The following is a 19,006-nucleotide window of genomic DNA, read 5'->3' on the forward strand; positions in this document are numbered from 1 at the left end:
TTGTTGCTAATGCCCATGCCTAGTATATCGTTGGATGGTTTTAGCCCTCTGAAGCGAGATGAGAACTTCTACTTATGGTTGGCATTGAGATTGCTATTGAGGAGATGCGGGAGATGAGGGAGATGAGCAAGCAGGGGAAGATAAGGGAGAAGAGTTTTCCCCCTGCCCCCTGCCCATTTACCGTTGGTCAATGGGGGTATAAGTAACTTCGTGCCGACCGTTGTAAACCTGGGTAGGACGGAAAATCCGGTTTTCTGCTAGTTGTTCTTTCCAGTGGGCTAACCAACCGGCAACGCGAGCGATCGCAAATATTGGCGTAAACAAGTCTGTAGGAATTCCCATTTTCCTATACACCAAACCGGAGTAAAAGTCAATATTGGGATAAATCCCTTTGCTACCGAGTTTTTCCTCTACCACGCGTTCCATTTCTAGGGCAATGTCATAGAACTTGTCATGCCCAAACTTTTCAAACAGCTGCTCTGCTAGTCCCTGTAAAATTATGGCTCTTGGGTCTTTCACTTTATACACACGATGTCCAAAGCCCATAATCTTAGATTTAGTTTCCAGACAATGGTCTATATAGGGACGGACATTTTCCACTGAGCCAATTTTTTCCAACATCTGAATTACTTCTTCATTGGCTCCACCATGCAGGGGCCCTCCCAAAGTTCCCACAGCACTAGCAACCACAGCGTAAGGATCAGTCAAGGTGGAAGCTGTCACCCTAGCACTGAAAGTAGAAGCATTCATTGTATGCTCGACCTGAAGTATCAAGCAGATATCAAAAACTCGCGCCATCAGAGGATCGGGTTCTTTCTCATCGAGCATGTATAGAAAGTTGGCGGAGTAGTCTAAGTCATCACGGGGACGTATCGGGTCATTGCCTTTTCGCATCAGTTGGAAAGCAGCTACCATCGTGGGAATGGTAGCTATCAGGCGCACCACTGAATCCCGAATGTAGGCAGGATTATGTAAATCCCGGAGCGAATAAAACAAGCCTAAAGCAGCAGCAGAGGCTTGCAGCGCATCCATTGGGTGACCGCTTTCTGGAAAGCATTTCATCATGTCCCGAATGCGGTATTTTATCCGCCGGTGGTAACGAACTTCATGCTCAAATGCTTTCAATTCTTCCTTGCTTGGCAGTTCGCCCCAGATTAAGAGATAAGCAGTTTCTATGAATGTACTTTTTTCTGCTAGTTCTTCAATCCGGATGCCACGATATTCTAGTATTCCCTTTTGCCCATCAACATAGCTGATACTTGATTGGGCGGCGGGAATGCCTTCTAAACCAGGCTTGTATTCGCACACCATCATGGCACCACCATTCGCTTTGTGAAATATCTGATCAAGCTAACTTACCAGAAATTATTATCGCCATAACAGTAGCCCTTCTAACAACAATTGGAAATGTTGAAAAACTGTTATAGCAGGTACTTGGGTGGTGTCAACCAAAACATCTGACTCCGACCCAGAGGAGAACCTGTTTCTGGTAGTTTTATCCCAATCATACCTGCTTTTTTCAAGACTAAGCTTCCTTTGACTTCCCCCCATAGGAGAATTTCTGCCCAATTGGTCAAATCAGGCTCGTGTCCAACCAGCGCCAGTTGGGTATTTTGGGAATAATTTCTTGGCTCTAACCAGTCTTTTAGCCAACTAGAAATTTGACCATCGGGTGCGAGGTGGCTAGATTGCTCTAATTTGGAGCTTAGTTTTTCTGCTATAAGAATATCAGCCGTTTGGCGGGCCCGCACTAAGGGGCTGGTAAGAATCAAATCAAAGCTTAATCCCAATTTAACAAGTTTCTGGGCAACTTTCTCAGTTTTTTGCCGTCCTTCTTTGGTAAGGCTGCGCTCCTCATCCTTGATGTCTAATCCCTTGTCTTCGGCGATGCCATGACGAATTAAATATAGTTCCATACTTTGAGTTCTGTTACTATAGCGGGGCGTAGCCCGTGCTTAGTTAGGATTTACGTCTGCTGTCAATTAACCTATCCTAATCTTAATCATTATTACGTATTCGTTGCTCTGCCATCTGTCCGGTGCAACGCGGCGTTAGGTGTTCTAACGTGTTACGGTTATGGCAACAGGTTTAAACCTTAGAGATTGGTGTTGGTTTACACTTCAGCTAAATAAAGCTAGGAGGATGAGCGATCGCTTTCATCTGTTGAAATAACTTGTTCGGACTGTGATTCCGTTTCATAAATCAGTGGATACAGGGAAAGTCTATCTCTAATATCTCGAGCTAACTGATCAAATGTTATGCAAATTACTTTGCGTGAGTCTACTAAAACTTTATTTAAACGCCATTTTAATCTAGCTTTATCAATAGGAGATATGAAAGCATCTCTGCCTATAACAAGAATGCCGTAAAATTCTATATTTTCACTTCCAAAAATAGAACGAGCTAAAGAAGTATTCTTAAAATCATCAATTTTCCAAAACCAATCAATTATTTGGCTGAATCCATGTTCAAATCTGGGCGACCAGTCTAATGTACTTCTTCCCTTATCTACAAATATACTGTCTTCAGTAGCATCTTCAAATTCAATAAAACAATATGTGTTATTTATAGAATCACCAACAACTAAATCAGCACGAAAATCACCATAAAAGGTGAATTCATGTTTAATTTGGTTGAACCTAATAATCTGAGGAACGTACATTCCAATAAATGCTGATAAATGTAGCCTCTGTTTAAAGAATGGAAGTATATCCTTATTCTCTTTTAATTCCGTATTATTCTTAAGCAAGTTTTCAAATTCCTCAAGCTCACATAGACACTCTTTAAGGTCTAGAGTAAAAGAATCTAGACCTTTCATGTTTTAGCCTCTTTTAATGAGCCATATAATATATTAATACGGTCGGAATTAACTATATCAACAATAGTTACTTCTTCAGGTTTAAATTTAAAAATAATTCTATATTTCCCTTGTCGTGCAATGAAATAATTTGGAATTGAACTCAAATTAGCAATTTGAAGTACTGAACAATCAGGAAAATTTTCCAAACAATTAATAGCATTAATAATTGTTTCTTGCTCTTTAGTTTGTAAAGCATCAAGTGCTATTTGTGCTTTATCGAGTAAAACTACTTGGTTTTTATTTAACTGCTGGTTATTTGATTCAACAGTTATAGAAGAGTCATAAGACTCATCAGTTAAATGTTGTAGATCATTAAAATATTTTTCTAAACCTTTTTCTTGGAAAGACCTTTTAATATTTAAGAGTATTTCCTCCTTTTTTTCTGTGTCAATGTTCACTAATTCTGAAGCAACGATCTCATTAAAAGTTTGATAATCTTTTGCCTCTAAAGCAAATATCTCATTAAAAATTTGATCATATTTTGCCAATCTTTTCTTCAGCACGGCTAATTTTTCGGTTATCCCACTTTCATTTATCCATTCCCTTAGCAATTCACGAACCAACTTATCAAAATCATGCAAAACTTGCGGATTTAGCTTTTCAATGTATCCGTGAGCAAGACGATTACGAACTTCAAAACAAGCTTGAGCAAGGTCAAATTGAGAAATTGATAACTCTCCTAAAGAGTACAGATGCTTTAGTAATCCTATAAATGGGAAACGTTCAATAGGAATTAACACATCGATTGCTCGCTTTCTTAAAATCCCCTCAAAAATACTCCAGAGAAAAAGAAAAGCAGGCTCAATTTCATCATTCTCAATAAGCCTATGCGCTTGGAAAAAACGATCAGTTAGCTCTTGCCATGAAGGAAGTTGTTCGGATGTTCCAGGTAATGACTTAGCTTCTATGTCTTCAAGCGTGACCAATAAAAAACGCCAGTCTTGATGTTTACTCACTTCTTCTGCTAAAGCTTGTAAACGATCAACCGACAGACGGTTGAGGCTGTTTTTTACTTCAATTACCAAACCTGAGCCGTCTTTAATAGCAATCATCTCTGGCTGGTAGTTACCCAAATAGAATGGTAATTCATCTGCTTTGGGTTTAAGTAAAACACGAAATCCTTGACTTTCGTACTTATCTGCCAGAGATTTTATCTTTTCATCATGTAAATTTTTAGTATTGTTAATCATAAGTATTTTTCCAATGGTTGAGATTCACTCACTTTTACATAAACACACTCTTTACCTGTGATGACAGCACGCTGTAATAAGGAAGGTAGACTTATAATATCAATCGGATCAGACATAAACCGACGATGACTATCTACATCTGATACTAAACTATCATCTTCAAAAACTAAGTCTACAAGTGCATCCTGAATTGGTTTGATAATATTATCGATGTCAGCCGGAAACTCATCACAAAGATAAACTAGCGTCAGTTGTAGATCGCCGTCTTTAATGGGACTGTTATCTTTCCAAACCTTTTGGGCTTCAACGCGCACAAAATTCTTCCATGCCTGAAGATTTTCTCTTTTCTTTGTCTGTAACGAAACAGGTCGTCTGGGAATGAGAAATTCAAAAGGTATTATTCGCATTCCAAGTGCATATTTTGATAATTAGTTAACAAACTTACAGCAGTTTTCACAACTGACTCCTGAACATATTGGATATATCTATACTTATACAAAAATTCTACATGGTTATTTGTCGGCGTTAGGATAAAAGTCTAAGTCTAAAATCTCATCGACAGCAAAGGGACAAGCGATCGCAAAGTTATCTTCTGATAAACTTGTTTCCACCATTGCCTCTCGCCGCGCTCTTTGATAAGTAGTATTAATCCACTCGGCATCATTTAAAAAACGCCGCAAGCTAGGACTTTCTTGCAGCAATTCATCCAAATTCAATCGCTCACGGGTAATGGTGACTTGCCAACTGTGACTACGACGTTCTGGTTGATACTTCCACTTCAACAAATGCGACAACACCAACCGCAACGCACTTTGCAATGCCCGTTGTTGGCTTTTACCCAAGTCCACCACTTCCTCAACTAAATGTTCTAAATCTAGGGTGTCCCACTGATGCGATTGCAAAAGCTCTGCTGTCTGCTCTACCCAAGCATAAAAATCTTGCTCATACAGAGTTTGTAAGATTTGGAATTTTATAGACTTCATGGCGCTCCTTCTTCACAAATAAATAGGTAGGCGCAAGTTAACTTTGATTTAGTTCAGCATTCGTCATAAAATCCAAATTCCCGACTTTTATCAAAAATCGGGAAGGGATGCTATCTGAACAAACACTTTGACTGCTGCATTAGTCAGGAGTTCTCAGCGTCTCCTTGAGTTCCCTCTACTCCGACTGAATCGGGTTGTCTCTGGGATTAACTAATCTCAGCAGTTTTTGCTTAATCTGATTGTCGAATACTTCCCATTTCATTTTCGCATAGGCGGAATTTTCGTTGCTGCCAGACAAAAAGCCCATTGGAATTTCAAAGCCGCCTGCGCTTGTCCTTCCACCGCCGAAAAAGCGCCCTGCACTATCTTGTCCAAAGGCTTCTTTGATGAATTCATCAGGATCAAGGGTGAGTTTGCTAGTTCTCAGGGAGCCAATGACTATTTCTAGTTCTTCGTCTTCATCGTGAACAATGCCGTAAACTACGGCGGTGTGAACGTTTTCTTCGGTGACGAGAAAATCAGCCGCTTGGGGGATGGCGTCACGGTCTTCGTAGCGTAGGTAACCAACACCAGCGATGGAAAAGTTATTTTGGACGATGCGATTTTTTAGCGATCGCTCGATCACATCCATTACCCGCTTGGAACGATTCGCCTGTAAAATGGCGTTTAGCAGTTGAGCGTCATAAAATCGGCTTAAATACGCAGCTGCCATAAAGTCTTCTTCTTGCGCTTGCATCAGCCGATTTGTATCCGATCGCAAACCGTGCATTAAGGCAGTAGCGCATTTGACGTGTTGATTTATGCTGCTATCTAATGCCAATAATCCCGTTTGCAGGTATTGGGTAAAAATTGTTGCCGTCGCTCTGACATAAGGACGGATATCCTCAAACTCTGATTGCAGATCGCCTTGGATACTGTGATGGTCGATGAGGACTACTAGGGGAATTCTAGCTTGCTGCATTGCTGACAGTAGCTGTGAAGTGGTTCCCTGGTTATCAATTAATACAAAACCTTGATAACATGACAAATCCTTGGTTTTCAAGGTTTGCGGTGTCCAGCGTTGGATAGGTAAATTAGTCAACCTTACCAAGGCAATATTTTCTTGATGACTTAATGCACCAGCATAAATGATTTCACATTTAATATCATATTGCTGGGCAATTAACTGATAAGCCCAGGCACAGGAAAGGGCATCAGGATCGGGAAAATCTTGCAGAATTATGAGCTGGCGATCGTGTCGGTGTGCCAGAAGGGTTCTTTGCAGTTCTTCTGACTTTTGTTGTGCCAGGGAATTACCACGGTTATTAAGATATATAGCTCCATCGCCTACCGATGGCGGTAATGACGGAGTTTTAAATGAAACTTCCACTGGCGTTTTCTCTATTTCAGGTTCCTCTGGGTTTGGCTCTGTGGTCGATGACAAACTCTCAAACTGAGTAACGGGAGAATTCAAGTACATAGGGAACTTTTTTAAAGTGTGAGGCTCCTTTAATTCAGAAATACTACAATCAGCAATTCACTGAATTCAGCCACATTATTTTGATCTTCGCAAAAATCTCAGAACATTGCACTATACATCTGAGTATATTTTTGTCAGTCACAGCAGCGCTCAACAATGGCCAATAATGAAGTAAATTCCACCTTAGACCTATAGGTGCTGGAAACAAAAAAGTTTAGTATATAGGGCTTTATGTGACAGCATAAATCTGTTTGAGGAGCTTTTTTTGTCTTTCTAAATTTAATGAGTGGGATTTTAATCTGACTTAGGGTATAATTTCTATCTTAAACTTTAGGTCTACTCCTTGATATTTTAAATAGTCCTATGCTCAATACTCTCATTCTTGTGAGTATTGAGCAATTAACAATTATTTTTATTGAACAATGCGTGTTTTTTATCCCCTTTGAAAATTCAGATAATTTAGAGCGAAGTCTAGTACCGCAAGGCGGAAGTTAAAAGTCAAAACGTCAAAAAACTATAATTTTGGGCTTTCTGGCTGTAATGAAATAGTACGTTTATTTCCGCCAACCTGTACTAGTGCAAGAAGACATAACCTAGGGAGCAAGCCCCATACATAAATCTAGAGGCTTGAGCGTTGAGGCATTGCGCCTCCTGTTTGAAGACGCAATCGCTTTCGTTGCAATTAATATAGCCACCAATTTTTCAACAATTGATAACTAAAGCAACGGCGATATTTTTTCTTTCTCCTTTGCTCCTCTACTTTTTTGCTCAAAGACCTATAACATACTTTTGCCACTCTGTATGCAGTCCACTCTTAAGATGTTTGCTGACCTCGAAATAGAGGCTGCTATAAGGTTGGCGAGGAGGATGACGTAAAGGCATGTGAGCTTCATTGGGAGTTCGACTGCCTTTCTTGACATTGCAACGCACACAAGCAGTCACAATGTTCTCCCAGCTATCGCCCCCGCCGCGCGATCGCGGTATTACATGGTCTAGGGTCAACTCATCCCCTGTATAACCACAGTATTGACACGCATGACCGTCACGGTGCAATATATTTCGGCGAGTCAGAGGAATTTCTTTATAAGGAACACGCACGTAATGACGCAACCTAATCACGGTCGGCAATGGAAAATCCGAGTATAGGAATTTCCCATTGTGTTCCACGCGTTCTGCTTTGCCCTTAATTAAAAGAACCACAGCACGACGCCAACTCGTTATATTGAGAGGTTCGTAAGAGGCGTTTAAGACTAAAACCTTCCCCATTTATCTGCGCTCAGGGTATTAGCTTTACATAAATGTTAACACAAATACATCCTACTAGGGAGATGAGAATAAATTATACTTTCGGGATAATTCGGCAATTAAGTTATGGTTATGAGTTAGAAGTTGAGAAGTGAGGAGCATCTCTGGCTTTGCTCGCCACTGATAATTCTTAATTTTTACTTTACTACCGCAACATCTTGTATCAATTCCAATATGAAGGTTACACTTCCTATTTAATCTGATCTTGCTTTAGTAAGCGTGTATAGATAATTTTGAAGTTTAGCCGTGGTGGGATAGGAGTCAGTACAAATGTTAAGTCGCAAACAAATCTCTGGTGTAGTTCCTAATCAGCAGTGCGACACCTATGAGTGGTTTTCGCAACGAGCCTGGATAGAAATTGACTTAAAGGCGTTGTCGTACAATGTAAACCAATTGGTACAGTTTTTATCACCGCGTACTGAGTTAATGGCAGTAGTAAAAGCTGATGCTTATGGACATGGAGCGGTAACAGTCGCCCAAACTGTAATCGAATCGGGAGCTAGTTGGCTGGGAGTCGCTACAGTTCCAGAAGCAATTCAATTGCGAGAAGGGGGGATTGAAGCGCCCATTTTGATTTTAGGGGCAACTCATACACCAGAGCAGATTCATGCGATCGCACATTGGAAACTTCAGCCCACACTCTGTAGCCCTAAACAAGCTTTAGTATTTTCCGACACTCTAGAATCCATGAATCATGGTTCTCCAGTGCCCGTACACATCAAATTAGATACGGGAATGTCTAGGTTAGGAACTAATTGGCAGCAAGCTGGTGAATTTGTGCAATTAGTGCAGCGCTTACCACATCTATCTATTGCCAGTATTTATTCTCATTTGGCAACAGCAGATGATCCTGATACTACGGCAATGGAAGAACAGCATAGACGATTTGAGGAAGCGATCGCTCAAATCAGAGCAATGGGAATTGAGCCACCCTGCTTGCATTTGGCAAACTCTGCGGCTGCACTGACAGATACAGCACTGCACTACGACATTGTGCGAGTAGGTTTAGCCGTTTACGGACTCTACCCAGCAACCCATTTACAAAATGCGATCGATCTCAAGCCGGTTTTGCAACTTAAGGCAAGAGTCACCCAAGTTAAAACAATTGCCGCAGGAACAGCTGTTAGTTACGGGCATAAATTTATTGCCCCGCGTGAACTTTGCCTCGCCGTCGTCGGAATTGGCTATGCTGACGGTGTGCCTCGTAATCTTTCCAACAAAATGCAGGTGTTAATTCGCGGTCAGCGAGTTTTGCAAATCGGGGCAATTACAATGGATCAGTTGATGCTAGATGTGAGTGCTATACCCAATATCCAAGAAGGGGAAGTAGTCACTTTGCTAGGGAAACAGGGAAAAGAAAAAATTTCAGCAGACGATTGGGCAGAACAACTAAACACTATTTCTTGGGAAATTCTTTGTGGGTTTAAGCATCGTCTGCCTCGTGTTGCGGTTATGTAATTGAGCATGGAGAAGGAGAAGAGGCAGAGGGGCAGGGAGCAGGGAGCAGAGGGGAAAGAGGTAATTATTTTATTCTCCCCCTTGCCCCTAGCAATAAATAGTTCTTTATCTACCCCTGCTTTCCCTACTCCCTATTCCCAAAAATAATTTCTTATGGTATGATAGTAAACTGATGCGGATGTGGCGGAATTGGCAGACGCGCTAGATTTAGGTTCTAGTTCCGAAAGGAGTGAAGGTTCAAGTCCTTTCATCCGCACTATTAATAAATTGAATTGCCTTATGTAGGCTGGTACTTAAACTTGAGTTAAAACTTCAGGGGTAATTACCAGCCTCTTTAAATATTGCCTAAATAGGATTTACACATCAGAAATCCTGCCCTTAAAAAGCTTGTCATTCCAGATTTCTGTTCAAATAAATATAAAAAACGTGGATTTAATAACCTACTGTTTTCGTAGGTAGTGACGTGGAAAGCTTAAAATAGTGCGTTAGATGTAGATGTAGGTTGGGTTGAGCAACGCGAAACCCAACATTGATCGGAGTGTTGGGTTTCGTTCCTCAACCCAACCTACAATTATTTTTGCAATTGTTGACACGCCAGTAGAGTACGTTACGTCCCTAACGCACCATTTCGAGTGCTTGCGGTGCGTTAAGCTGTCGCTACAAAAGATAAGTTTTGTATTCTGTTGTATCTACGTTTGTAAGTGTGAATATTAAAAGATCAATTTATTATTATCAATAAACCAGTATTATTACTGTGGTCAAGTTGAAGTTACTCGACGCAAAGTAGCTTCATATACTGCTTACCTAATCAAGACTAAATAGAACTTCAGTGTAAATACAGAAGTTCAAATATATCACTATCGACAAAATCAGTATTATTCCTGTGGTCAGATTGGGGTTACTCAATGGAAAGTGGCTTCATCTAGTCTTGACATTTTTATGTCTTATTGCCCAAAAAGTCTGTAAATCTCAGTAACAGAAAGTAAATTAATAATAATTTACGATTTTACTGAGATTTGATTATTTGAAAATAACGCTGTTTTCGTTGAGTTTCACCACAAAATCTAGAGATAAGCTAATGTACTTGAAAATACAAAATTTTGATGCTTTTTACTTGATTTAAATTGTGGAATAACTCTGTACGAATTTAGCTTACACGTATCGAATTTAGCTGAAGTAAAAGCAAAATGAGCACAACTCCTATAGGTAGCTACAGGTTGTTCCAGAAACTACATCCGCTATCTCTGTTGGCACAATTAACCAGTCGGCGTGCTACAGGGTGCTTAAATATATTTACTGGAATAGTTTCTTGGTCAATTTATCTAGAGGACGGTAAACTTACTTATGCCTCCTATTCAGATAAACTGTTTGAGCGGCTTGACAGTCACTTGCGGCGCTTGAGCCAGCAAATTCCTGCTCTTAACAGCGCCGCTCGTGTGCAGATGCGGCTGATGTTTGAGACAAAGAATGAACATCAATCAATACCAAATGCAGATTACCAAGCTATTTGTTGGTTAGTAAATCAGGACTATATCACCTCTGTACAAGCAGCGAGCCTGATAGACGAATTAGCAAAGGAAGTACTGGAATCATTTCTATGTTTAAAAGAAGGTAGCTATGAATTCAGCCCAGAAAGCTCTTTGGATGAATTACCAAAGTTCTGTCGCCTGGATTTGCGGTTACTTGTTGAACATTGTCAAAAGCAATTACGAAATCGGCAAAATATCCAGTCATCTATTCCGGCTGGTGGGGGTTCCCAAGTTTTGTCTAAAATACAACCGTCTCAAGTTCAGGCACAACTGAAAATAAAAATTGGGCAAAAGTTACCGATACCAATCAATTTTGATATTGCTGAAAATAATAAAAATACTCAGCTACCTACTGGTAAAAAACTATATACAATTGCCTGCATTGACGACAGCCAAACAGTTTTGAATTCCATTAAACACTTTTTGGATGAAAACACATTTACAGTTGTGATGATCAACGATCCTGTGAAGGCTTTAATGCAAATTCTTCGGAGTAAACCCGACCTGATATTGCTAGATGTTGAGATGCCAAGTTTAGATGGCTACGAACTATGTTCATTATTACGTAAACATTCAGCTTTTAAACATACGCCTATTATTATGGTGACTGGTAGAACAGGATTTATCGACAGGGCAAAGGCGAAATTAGTTAGATCATCAGGATATTTGACTAAGCCTTTTACACAATCAGAATTGCTAAAAATGGTTTTTAAACATCTTGGTTAATTTAGGAGTCAGAATTCAGAATTCAGAAGTCAGGAGTTAGAAGAAATGAGACAGCCAGCGAAGAGATTTCAAGATTTGATAGTTTGCCAGAAAGTACATCAATTTATTTTATTAGTGTACCCATTTACTGCTAACTTTCCTAAATCAGAAATATATGGGCTTACCTCTCAATTTATACGAGCAGTAATTTCTATACCAGCAAATATAGCGGTTCGCGGAGCGTTTAGCCCATTCTGACTCCTGAATTCTAATAATAAATGCTAATATATTTAATTTATTTTTTAGGAGATTTAATAGTGAGTCTGACTTTACTTGGCACAATTCTGATTGTAGAAGATTCTCCCAGCGAATTAGAATTAATGAGCCATTATCTGAAAGAAAGTGGTTACACCGTAATTAAAGCAAGTGGTGCAAAAGAAGGTTTAGAAAAAGCTGTGTTAGAAAAACCAGATGCGATTGTTACTGATGTAGTAATGCCAGAAATGAGCGGATTTGAATTGTGTCGTTATCTCAGAAGAAATCCGATTACTGCCAAAGTGCCAATTGTAATTTGTAGTTCCAAAAATCAAGAAATTGACCGTTTATGGGCAATGAGACAGGGTGCAGATGCTTACATAACTAAACCTTACACCCGCGAACTTCTGCTACGTACTATTAAATCAGTGGTAATTTGAATCAATGACTAGTATAAACATTACACTTCCTTCAAAAGAAACCCAAAATAATTTAGCAGATGCTTATCTGAAGTTTCAGCTAAATCAACAGACTACTGCTGTTTTATCAATGAAACATACGCAAGAAGCTATTATTGTACCGATTGAATCTGTAACCTCAATGCCTAATATGCCCACCTGTATATTAGGATTAATGAATTGGCGGAGTCGGATAATTTGGGTTGTTGATTTGCCAAGAATGCTTAATTTAGAATCCCTAGATTATCGCCTGCGACAATACAGTGCTATTGTTATCCAAGTGGAATCATTAGTATTAGGTTTAGTGGTGCAAGAAATAAAAGGTACGACTAAGTTCATCCCTGATGATATTCATTCTCCTATTGGACAAGTGGCATCCAGTTTAGTTCCTTATTTATGTGGGTGCATTGTGCAACAAGAAGAAATATTACTGGTATTAGATGCTCAGGCAATTGTGCAATCTACTATTCTCCGCAGTGATTAGAGTGTATTACTAAAAAGGATTTTTAGTGTTCTTATTCACATAGTTAGGAGAATTACTTTTATGTTTAATAAAACCAATACGAATCAAGGTAGTAGCGCTCAAAATCGAGCATCACTGATTTCATCCCAAAAAATAAATGGTAGTGCCATAAAGCTACCAGCTAAGGCTACTAGTGAAACGGCTAATAATTCTTTACTAAATCAGGCTATTGCCTCTTTTACAAAATTCGGATTGGCTAAGAAAGCGACTATTTTAGCGATCGCAATCGGTACAATACCAGTATTGGGCATCGGTGCGATCGCTTTTAGCTTTGCCAACAAATCAATTACTAAGCAAATTACCCAGTCTCAACAAGCTGAAGCTATTGGCTTAAGTGATAAAGTTAACCGTTTCATGTCGGGACGGTACGGTGATATTCAGGTAATATCAAGTTTACTTTTTTTGACAAGTCCCCAGGCTAGTGTAAGCATCACCACTCAAGATAAACAAGCAATCTTAGATGGAGTTATCAAAGCCTACAAAGCTTATGACAGCGTTGCTGTTTTTAATCGCCAAGGTAAGTTGATTGTCCAATCCACAGGCGAACCCCTAGACAACCAAAAAGACCGTACCTACTTTCAAGAGGCTTTACAAAAAGATACTCCTATTATCAGTAAACCTGAAGCAGCAAAAAATACTGGAGTGGTGAGTATTTATATAGCTGCACCTGTGAAAGAGATAAGGACAGGCCAAACCATTGGTGTAGTAAGAGCGCGGATGCCCGTAAAATCTTTAGAAGAAGTCATCAAAAACTACGTAGCCAATGGACAACAATACCATTTGCTCGATGCTTCGGGAACAGTTTTCTTGAGTCCACAAAAGGAATTATTAGGCAAACAGGCAAAGGCAGAGTATTCTAATTTACCTAAACTGGTAGCAGCCAATAAGGTAGATAGTTTTATAGAAGTTCCCAAAACTGGCAAAAAAGAAGAACTAGTCAGCTACATACCAGCCACTAAGTTAGATGGTTTACCAGATTTAAACTGGCAAGTACTTTTATCTACAGACACAGCAATTGTATTTGAGCCGCAAAGACAATTGTTGTGGATTATAACCATTGGCACAGCAGTTACAGCATTGATTGTAGCTGCGATCGCATCTCGGTTAGCTAAACTTACTACACAGCCAATTTTAAATGCGACTGCGGCATTAGCAAAGCTTGGTCAAGGTAAATTTAATACCCGTCTGGAAATCGAAAGAGAAGACGAATTAGGGGTATTGAGTGCAAATATCAACCAGATGGCCGAACAATTGCAGGTCTTAGTTAAAGAACAAGAACTAGACGTTGAAGGGGCAAAACTACTAACAGATATTACCCTGCGAATTCGGAAAATTCTCAAAACTGAAGATATTTATCAAGCAGCAGTAAAAGAAGTTCAGCGATCGCTAAAAACAGACCGGGTAATCATTTATAGTTTAAATCAAAATACTGGGAATGGCGTTATCGTTGCTGAATCGGTAACTGATAATTGGCCAAAAATGCTCGGAGTGAAAATTGACGATCCTTATTTTCGGCAACGTTATCTAGAAACCGATCAGTACGGACAGGTGCAAGCAATTGCAAACATTCATCAAGACCAAAGCTTGAAAAATGCCGTCGGTTACGTCCAACTTTTGGAAAAATTTGCTGTCAAAGGTAATTTGATCGTACCAATTCTTGCCGAAGGACAGCTTTTATCCTTATTAATTGCTCATCAGTGCGAAACTCCTCGTGTTTGGCAACAGCCGGAAATTGACTTGTTTCAACAGATAGCAACTCAAATCGGCTATGCCTTAGAACAAGCCAAGTTATTAGAAGAGATACAATCTAGTAATGTTACAGTAATCGGTTCTGGCGACGAACTGCATCAACAAGAAACACTGCAACAGCAACTTTTACAACTACTCAATGAGGTAGAAGGTGCAGCCAGAGGCGATTTGACAGTACGCGCAGACGTAACGGCTGGAGAAATAGGCACTGTTGCCGACTTTTTCAACTCCATTGTCGAAAGCCTCCGAGATATTGTTACCCAAGTTCAAGAAGCTGCCACCCACGTTAATACTGCCATTGGCTCTAACGAAGGAGCTATCCGGCATTTAGCAGAGGAAGCACTCACCCAAGCGGCTGAAATCAACCGTACCCTCAATGCTGTTGACCAAATGACCCTATCTATGAAAGGTGTAGCCGAAAGTGCCGAAAAAGCTGCTTTCGTTGCCAATCATGCGGCTCACACCGCTACTAAGAGTGGACACGCGATGGATTTAACAGTACAAAACATCCTGTCTTTGCGGAAAACGGTGGGTGAAACAGCTAAGAAAGTGAAACGTTTGGGAGAATCTTCGCAACAAATTTCTCGCGTGGTTTCGTTGATTAACCAAATCGCTATTCAAACTAACTTACTTGCCATTAACGCCGGTATTGAAGCAGCGCGCGCGGGTGAAGAAGGTCAAGGTTTTGCCGTAGTGGCTGAAGAAGTTGGCGAACTAGCAGTTAGGAGTGCCGCAGCAACCCAAGAAATTGAACAAATTGTTGAAAACATTCAACGAGAAACCAGTGAAGTGGTACAGGCGATGGAAATAGGCACTACCCAAGTTGTAGAAGGAACTCGAATTGTGGAGGAAGCTAAACAAAGTCTGAGTGAAATTTTGGATGTATCGCGTGAAATTGACTCTTTAGTGCAGTCGATTTCTACTGCAACTGCATCTCAGGTTGAAACATCACAAAGTGTTAGCCAATTGATGAAAGATATCGCTGCTGTATCACAACGCACCAGCGATTCTTCGCGCCAAGTTTCCGAATCTCTGCAACAAACTGTAGAGATTTCCCATCAGTTACAAGAGACTGTCGAGGCTTTCAAAGTTAGTTAAGTTTGTCATTTGTCATTTGTCATTTGTCCTTTGCTATTTGCTAGTGATCAATGACGAATGACTTTTGTTATTTGTCGGTTGTCATTTGTCTTTTGTCCTTTTATCAATGACTAATGACTAATGACCAATGATTAATGACTAATGACCAATGGCCAATGACTAAGGACAAAAACTATGTTACAAGACAAAGAACTAGAAATCCAGATGCAGTTTCTGGAAGAAGCAATTGATTACTTAAATACCTTAGAAGGGGTATTACTAGAAATCGATACCAGTAACCGCATCGATTTGGATAAAATCAATGCTGCACTCCGGGCTGCTCATTCTATCAAAGGTGGCGCGGGGATGATGGGATTTAAATCGCTAAGTGATTTAGCGCATCGTCTGGAAGATTCCTTTAAAGTTTTAAAAACTAAAAAAAATTCTCTCGAAATTGATACTCAGTTGCAAAGTTTATTGCTATCTGGAGTTGACTGGCTGCGTCAGATTGTAGAATTGCTTGCAGAAGGAAATGTTGTGGAAGATCAGTGGTTAGCAACCTTTTGTTATCCAATTTTTGACGAGTTGCACGATCGCTTGGGTGACCCCACCCCTGAAGATGCCTCAACCATGCTATCCCCAGAAGATGGCCAAGACGTTATCCCCTTGCTATTTGGCACAGAAGTAGAAGAGTGTTTGCAACGCCTAGAGTCTATATTGGCAGATAGCGAACAGCCCGGATTGCATGAAGAAGTTGTGATCATGGCTGCTGAATTAGGTGGTTTAGGTGAAATGCTCCAGTTGGCAGCTTTTACCAAGCTTTGTGAGTCAGTAACTCAGCAATTGGAAACTGTTAGTAATTCGGGCATTCCCGAAATTGCCCGGTTAGCATTGCAAGCATGGCGCCGATCGCAAGCTTTGGTGCTGACAAATCAATTAGATAACTTACCTACAGAACTTGACTTCAATAGTAGTTATACGCCATCTCAGCCACTATTACCAGCAGAAGTAAAACCACATATTGCCACAGACACAGAAGTAGTGTCAACATCTGTTTGGCAACCAGAAAACATTAAAGAAAATTGGACTAATCATGAAGCAATTGCTGCTAGTTTTACATTTTTAGATGTAGAATTTGCCGATGATGCTAATGCTGTCAATGTTACAGAGCATAACACAATATTTTCTAAAGAAAATAATCCTCCAGATGCCAGATATGGCGAAGGAAAGGCAGAGCCAAATGGCGTTGTTAAAGAGCGGGAAACTCATGAAAATAGCGTCCGAGTTCCCAGTAAACAACTAGAGCAAATTAATGATTTATTTGGCGAACTGATTGTTCAGCGAAATGGGTTAAACTCGCAACTAGAAAGATTACGCAAACTCGTTCGGAACTTAAACCAGCGAGTCCAAGTTCTCGACCGCGAAAACCAGGAATTACGTATTGCTTATGACAAAATTTCCACTCAAGCTGGGGTGCAGGTGCAAGTTGAAGATAGCCAACAAGCACAAGATATAGAGAGAGAATTTGATACTTTAGAAATGGATTGCTATAACGATTTAAACCTGCGATCGCAGGAAGTTATGGAAATCATTGTTCAGGTACAAGAAGTAACAACTGACGTTCAACTCAGTGTAGATGATACAGACCAAATTGCTCGGAAAATAAATAAAACATCCAAACAGTTACAAACAAAGCTAAATCACATCCGAATGCGGCCTCTGTCTGATTTGATTGAACGTTTTCCTAGAGCCTTGCGCGATTTAAATGTAGAATATGGGAAAAATGTCCAGTTAAAAATTGAAGGTGGCAACACTTTAATTGAACGCAGCATTTTAGAAGCATTAAACGAACCTTTAATGCATCTTTTAAGAAACGCTTTCGATCATGGTATCGAAGACTCTAGCACCCGCCGCCTTTTGGGTAAACCAGAACAAGGATTGATTGAAATTACAGCTAGTCACCGCAGCAATCGTACCCTGATTACTATCCGTGATGATGGTTGGGGCATTTCTTTGGAGAAAATTCGCACCCGCGCTCTAGCTATGGGATTGGATGCTTCTTTACTCGCTAATGCTAGTGATGAAGAACTGTTATCACTAATTTTTGAACCAGGTTTTACCACCTCCGAGCAAGTTACAGCATTATCCGGTCGCGGTGTCGGTATGGATGTAGTTCGTAACAACCTCAAACTGATTCGAGGAGATGTGAAAGTTGATACGGAACCAGGAGTTGGTACTACCTTCACCTTATCACTACCATTTACCCTTTCCGTGGCGCGAGTTCTGCTGGTAGAAATCAACAAAATGCTATTGGCATTTCCCACAGATGTCATTTCAGAAATATCCTTACTCCAAGACGAGCGAGTTTTTCAAATGGCAGGTAGCGAAGTCCTAAATTGGCAAGGAAACATGTTGCCACTAATTCGCTTGACTCGTTATTTAGAGTTTAATTGCCTGCGCTACGATCGCTCAGAGTTAGAAACTCCGGCAGCAATTAATGCTAACAGCGTCTTAGTAGTCAAAGGTAATAATCAGCCGGTAGCAATCCAAATAGACCGTTGCTGGGGTGAACAAGAAGTTGCTATTCGCCAAGTGGAGGGAAATATACCTTTACCTGAAGGCTTTAGCAACTGCACAATTCTTGGTGATGGTCGAGTAGTGCCACTAGTTAATGTCAATGAGTTGCTGTATTGGATTGCTACAAATCGGCAGACTCCCAAAGGTACTCAATTACCATCAGCAAGGTTAAAGACACCATTTTTAATATTTGATGAAAACAAAGTATCAGCAGCCTCTATTAAGCAGAAAGGTACAGTTTTGATTGTAGATGACTCAATTAATGTTCGCCGCTTTTTAGCACTGACTCTTGAAAAAGGAGGGTATCAAGTAGAGCAAGCTAAAGACGGTCAAGATGCCTTAGAAAAACTTCATAGTGGATTGAAAGTAGAGGCGGTTATTTGTGATATTGAAATGCCTCGCCTTGATGGCTATGGCTTTTTAGGTAAAATAAATTCAAATGTTGATACAAAAAATATTCCAGTTGCAATGCTGACTTCTCGTAGTAGTAATAAACATCGGCAATTAGCTATGCAATTGGGTGCTAGGGCTTACTTTTCTAAACCTTATAACGAGCAAGAGTTATTGCAAACGCTGGAGGAAATAATTTGTACTGTAGCAGAAAAGGGCGCGTCTAATTGAACATGAATTCGACGGTTAAAAAAAGACAAAAAGCTTGCTAGATACCCTCGATTGACATTTTACCCAAAAGATTTGCCTGCACTGCCTTGTGCCGTTTTTTAGTTCCGTCGAACTCATGTTAAATAAAGATTTGGGGTGCTTACGTGATGATTTTGACATTAATGATGGATTGAGGTTGGCATAATGAAAAGCAGAGACTACAGAAATGACTAGAGCTTCATCTTTGCCACCGATGCGAAGTTTGGCGAAAATCCTCT

Annotated in this window: 14 protein-coding genes, 1 tRNA gene and 1 pseudogene; 8 read left to right on the plus strand and 8 right to left on the minus strand. The window is 40.1% G+C overall.

The window, feature by feature from the left end:
• Positions 1 to 177: 177 nt before the first annotated feature.
• From V7K25_RS04380 to V7K25_RS04415, 8 genes are all read right to left on the minus strand, one after another.
• Entirely contained in the window at positions 178 to 1,314 is a 1,137-nt protein-coding gene (locus V7K25_RS04380) for a citrate synthase (RefSeq protein ID WP_335155417.1), read from the minus strand.
• A 107-nt stretch (positions 1,315 to 1,421) separates the two neighbouring features.
• The gene (gene sixA / locus V7K25_RS04385; protein WP_335155419.1) at positions 1,422 to 1,916 is read right to left on the minus strand and encodes a phosphohistidine phosphatase SixA; all 495 of its coding nucleotides are present in this window, start codon (positions 1,914 to 1,916) and stop codon (positions 1,422 to 1,424) included.
• 218 nt (positions 1,917 to 2,134) lie between these two features.
• Positions 2,135 to 2,818, minus strand: coding sequence for a Shedu immune nuclease family protein (locus V7K25_RS04390; RefSeq protein ID WP_335155421.1), 684 nt, complete (start codon positions 2,816 to 2,818; stop codon positions 2,135 to 2,137).
• Positions 2,815 to 4,050, minus strand: coding sequence for a hypothetical protein (locus V7K25_RS04395; RefSeq protein ID WP_335155423.1), 1,236 nt, complete (start codon positions 4,048 to 4,050; stop codon positions 2,815 to 2,817). Before V7K25_RS04395 ends, V7K25_RS04390 begins: the two co-directional genes overlap by 4 nt.
• Positions 4,047 to 4,457 (minus strand): RusA family crossover junction endodeoxyribonuclease, encoded by a 411-nt coding sequence (locus V7K25_RS04400; RefSeq protein WP_335155425.1) that lies wholly within the window; start codon positions 4,455 to 4,457, stop codon positions 4,047 to 4,049. Before V7K25_RS04400 ends, V7K25_RS04395 begins: the two co-directional genes overlap by 4 nt.
• A gap of 105 nt (positions 4,458 to 4,562) precedes the next feature.
• Entirely contained in the window at positions 4,563 to 5,033 is a 471-nt protein-coding gene (locus V7K25_RS04405) for a DUF29 domain-containing protein (protein WP_335155427.1), read from the minus strand.
• A 175-nt stretch (positions 5,034 to 5,208) separates the two neighbouring features.
• Positions 5,209 to 6,492: a DHH family phosphoesterase gene (locus tag V7K25_RS04410; protein ID WP_335155429.1), complete on the minus strand. Its 1,284-nt coding sequence runs from the start codon at positions 6,490 to 6,492 to the stop codon at positions 5,209 to 5,211.
• Between the two features lie 768 nt (positions 6,493 to 7,260).
• Positions 7,261 to 7,758, minus strand: coding sequence for an HNH endonuclease (locus V7K25_RS04415; RefSeq protein WP_100898801.1), 498 nt, complete (start codon positions 7,756 to 7,758; stop codon positions 7,261 to 7,263).
• A gap of 309 nt (positions 7,759 to 8,067) precedes the next feature.
• Here V7K25_RS04415 and alr point away from each other — a divergent pair, with 309 nt between their 5' ends.
• The 8 genes and pseudogenes from alr to V7K25_RS04455 all read left to right on the plus strand — a co-directional run bounded on the left by alr (position 8,068) and on the right by V7K25_RS04455 (position 18,749).
• Positions 8,068 to 9,255: an alanine racemase gene (alr, locus tag V7K25_RS04420; protein ID WP_335155431.1), complete on the plus strand. Its 1,188-nt coding sequence runs from the start codon at positions 8,068 to 8,070 to the stop codon at positions 9,253 to 9,255.
• A 174-nt stretch (positions 9,256 to 9,429) separates the two neighbouring features.
• A tRNA-Leu gene (locus tag V7K25_RS04425) sits at positions 9,430 to 9,511 on the plus strand.
• A gap of 931 nt (positions 9,512 to 10,442) precedes the next feature.
• Positions 10,443 to 11,510, plus strand: coding sequence for a response regulator (locus V7K25_RS04430; RefSeq protein WP_335155433.1), 1,068 nt, complete (start codon positions 10,443 to 10,445; stop codon positions 11,508 to 11,510).
• Between the two features lie 45 nt (positions 11,511 to 11,555).
• Positions 11,556 to 11,720: pseudogene (locus V7K25_RS04435) on the plus strand (four helix bundle protein); the annotation flags it as partial.
• An 86-nt stretch (positions 11,721 to 11,806) separates the two neighbouring features.
• Positions 11,807 to 12,184, plus strand: a complete 378-nt coding sequence (locus V7K25_RS04440; RefSeq protein WP_335155435.1) for a response regulator transcription factor — start codon at positions 11,807 to 11,809, stop codon at positions 12,182 to 12,184.
• A gap of 4 nt (positions 12,185 to 12,188) precedes the next feature.
• Entirely contained in the window at positions 12,189 to 12,686 is a 498-nt protein-coding gene (locus V7K25_RS04445; protein WP_335155437.1) for a chemotaxis protein CheW, read from the plus strand.
• Between the two features lie 60 nt (positions 12,687 to 12,746).
• On the plus strand, positions 12,747 to 15,572 hold the full coding sequence (locus V7K25_RS04450) for a methyl-accepting chemotaxis protein (protein WP_335155439.1): 2,826 nt from the start codon (positions 12,747 to 12,749) through the stop codon (positions 15,570 to 15,572).
• 174 nt (positions 15,573 to 15,746) lie between these two features.
• Positions 15,747 to 18,749: a hybrid sensor histidine kinase/response regulator gene (locus V7K25_RS04455; RefSeq protein WP_335155441.1), complete on the plus strand. Its 3,003-nt coding sequence runs from the start codon at positions 15,747 to 15,749 to the stop codon at positions 18,747 to 18,749.
• The last annotated feature ends 257 nt before the right edge of the window (positions 18,750 to 19,006 follow it).

Origin of the sequence: Nostoc sp., assembly GCF_036919495.1 — a bacterium.
GTDB lineage: Bacteria > Cyanobacteriota > Cyanobacteriia > Cyanobacteriales > Nostocaceae > Nostoc.